The sequence below is a fragment of the Vibrio sp. OPT46 genome (assembly GCF_015163535.1).
Lineage (GTDB): Bacteria > Pseudomonadota > Gammaproteobacteria > Enterobacterales > Vibrionaceae > Vibrio > Vibrio alginolyticus.
Map to the genome: position 1 here is coordinate 1 of NZ_JADDYG010000277.1, position 3,379 is coordinate 3,379.

General features: G+C 38.9%; 3 protein-coding genes. All 3 read left to right on the top strand.

Translation table 11 applies throughout. The features are described 5' to 3' along the window. Window positions 1–42 precede the first annotated feature (42 nt). From IQR33_RS12645 to IQR33_RS12655, 3 genes are read left to right on the top strand one after another with little or no spacing between them, the layout of a single operon-like run. Window positions 43–420: a hypothetical protein gene (locus IQR33_RS12645; RefSeq protein WP_193843738.1), complete on the top strand. Its 378-nt coding sequence runs from the start codon at window positions 43–45 to the stop codon at window positions 418–420. A gap of 2 nt (window positions 421–422) precedes the next feature. Continuing rightward, the gene (locus tag IQR33_RS12650; RefSeq protein WP_228013876.1) at window positions 423–845 is read left to right on the top strand and encodes a hypothetical protein; all 423 of its coding nucleotides are present in this window, start codon (window positions 423–425) and stop codon (window positions 843–845) included. 11 nt (window positions 846–856) lie between these two features. After that, window positions 857–3,319, top strand: a complete 2,463-nt coding sequence (locus IQR33_RS12655) for a sensor histidine kinase (RefSeq protein WP_193843739.1) — start codon at window positions 857–859, stop codon at window positions 3,317–3,319. Window positions 3,320–3,379 lie beyond the last annotated feature (60 nt).

The window sequence follows — 3,379 nt, forward strand, 5'->3', positions numbered from 1 at the left end:
AGGGTTGTGGGTAGAGTTGCGTTGGTGATGGAGAAGGTTTAGGTGGAATCATTAAAATTAGCGATAGACTTAGCATTCATTGGTGATGCAGTTAGTGATAAATACACTTTGATAGAGTTTGGAATTGCTGCTGCGTTTTATGGATTACTTATTGTTCTCTTAGACTTTTGCACAACAAAAGCTGCAAACAAAACCAGTTCTCTTAAGCTCACTTATAGTGGATATGGAGCAATTATAGTTGTTGCCTTGTGGGGAGTCGGAGCTGGCTTGGCGGGACTTTTAGGCGCTGGAGCTGGAATATTTGAAGTAAGTCGTACCGCTTGTATATTTGTAGGAGCTGGATGGCCAGTAGTGTTGCCAAGACTATTAGCGTCAGCAACCAATGAACTATCTACAGAAAAAGTTTCAACTAAGGGCTGATTATGCTGAATTTTTTATTAGGTCGCTCAAACTTTAATAATAAAGAAAAAGTTATTGAATGTATCAAAAACTTTTATAGTTACGAACAAATAGAATCCAACCAAGAAATAGATGCATTGCTTGTATTCAAAAGTGACACACAGCAATGCTGGCTAGTTTTTACATGTTTGCGTATGTACTTCGTCATCGATGACTCTGAACAGTCAGTACTAAAAGCAATGTGGGCTCGTGACAAGATAAACTTAGTTGTAAGTGGGCGAGTTGATTTGCACTTAAAAGAAGAATCTCATTCAAAAACGACTGGACGCCTTTTGTTTGGCAACATGAATAACAGCATTTTATATACAAAGTCATTATTTCAAAGCATAAGCATTTCAGGTGCAATCCTAACTTTGGCCAACAAGCATTTTCTCGGACAAGCATAGAGGTATTTATTTTGACATTAAAAACTAATTACAGGTCAGATACCTTGAATTTTGAAGTTGATGCGCAGCTTATAAGAGAGTTAGGTGAAAGGCTTGTTAGCCGAAATCATATCGGTATATCTGAACTAATAAAAAACTCATATGATGCCGATAGTCCTCTCGTTGAGGTTATTCTTTCCAACGTCACAAACCATGATTTAAGAACATCTGAGTTAACGATTGTTGATAGTGGCTCAGGAATGAGTTTTGAAACGGTCAAAAATCGCTGGATGATCATCGGTACAAGCAACAAAAGGGAAAACCCTATCAGCCCAATATTTGGACGCCCAGTCACGGGTAATAAAGGTATTGGTCGCTTTGCTTGTCAACGATTAGCGGAAAGGCTTGAATTAGAAACGTGCTCGAAAACAGATGATGGGTATGAATATACTAAAGTTCAGTTTGAATGGGATGACTTTGAGCCTGGAGTGTCACTATCCAAAGTTAACTGTGAGTATGAAACCTATACAGATAAAATGGGGAAAGCAGGTACAACTCTTCGACTTAAAGGGTTAAGAGAGCATATAACAGAACGAGATTTTAAAATGATACTGAAAAGTATCAGTTTAATTTCAATAGCTGAACAGACACGAAGAGATGGATACCCTGAAGACCCTGGCTTTGATGCAACGGTTACTGCGCCCGAATTTTCAGCTCTTATGGGCGGTTCCTCATTTAAAGTCGACGATAAGTTGCTCACAGCAGGCTGGGGAACAATTATAGGAAAAATAGATCCTGAAGGTAACGTATCATTTACTCTAGACAGCAAAGACACCGAGACACAAACTTATCTAGTTCAAAATAAAAAGTATCCTCCGTTAGGCGATATTACATTTATTATTCATATTATCCCTTTAAAAATACGTGATGGCATAGAAAATCGACGGAACCCGACATTACTTACTGGAGGCCCACTCAAGCAAATACACAGCCAGTATTCGGGTATCAAGCTCTATCTCAATGGCTTCCGAGTATACCCTTACGGTGAAGTCGCTGAAGGCGATGATTGGCTTAAAATTTCGCACGACCTTTCTCGTCGCCGTGGTCCTAGTGACTACCCAGAACTGCAAGACGTTGCCAAACAAATGGGAATTGCATCTCCATCTCGCGTCATGCTAAATCACCCAGGAACACGCTCGCTAGTTGGTAACGTCGTAATAAAAGGCCAGGCAGTTAATTCATTTGAAGTAAAAATGGACCGCGAAGGTCTCGTTTCTAATGACAACTTCTCTAATCTTAAGAAAATAATTCGCATGTCTTTGGATTGGGCGACAATTAACTATGAAGCATGGCTGATAAAAGAAAGAAAGAAAAAGCATGACAAAGTAAAGAAACGTTTCGAGGATTCAGTTGGTAGCACTTTTGAGGATGATAAGAGCCGCTTTACAAAAGCCATTGAAACGTTAACCTCTGGCGCCCAGCAGACAGAAGCAAAGGATAATAGCGACAACGATAATTCTGAAGAACAGAATGGCTTAGATAACTCTAACTCTTCTAGCTCAAAACAAAGCTTAAAGCCTTCATTCAAAGAATCTTCATTGTTTACATCCACAATTCAGAACAAAGATAACAACACTGAAGAAAATACGACCAGTGTTAGCGAAACAAGCAGAGAACAATTAGATACAGCAAAAGCCTATGCTCTATCTCAATACGAAGCACTAGAGGCGGAAACTGAGTTGCTTAGAGCAGTATCGGCTACAGCTCCTCTTTTGTTTGTATTTGCTCATGAAGTAAAAGGAATTGTGCAGACCCTTTCGACACAATCAAAACGCCTTGAGTATATTGCAAGTAAAATTCAAGACCCATCGATAACGCAAGAGCTGACAAGCATGGCTAAGTCAGCAGATTTATATCAAGAGTCATTTAACAATTTATTCGGGCTTTTTGATGTATTTTCTGAATCATCAGAAAACGCTAAGAAGAAGATATCTTATGTAAATCTATTTAATAGCGTACAGACTGGATTTAAGTTTTTTATTCAGCAGTTTGGGATAGAGCTTTCATTTGACAACGTAAACCCTACCGTACGAGTCGCGAAATTGAATCAGGCTGAGGCTTACTCTGTGTTGATTAACCTACTGTCAAACAGCATAAAGTCACTGATTGCAAGTAGTACTAAAGATAGAAAAATCCATGTCTCAGTACATAGAAACGATGGTGAACACACTATATTAGTAAAAGATAATGGTATAGGCCTTTCTGAGGAGCACTGGGATAAAGTTTTTGAAGCGAGAACTTATGACCCTGAAGGAAAACTCTACTCTTCCGTATCTTCTAAGTTAGGCGATGAAAAACTGAGTAATCTAGGTAAAGGATCTGGTTTGGGTCTCAATATTGTGCGCAATATACTTAGAAAGCACAAAGGAGACGTTGCATTTATTCAACCTAGCACAGGTTGGAATGCAGAGATTAAGGTTAATATTGGCAGCTAATATGAAAATTTTAGTTATTGATGATAAAGCGTACGACCCTGAACATAGTCGTAAATTCAC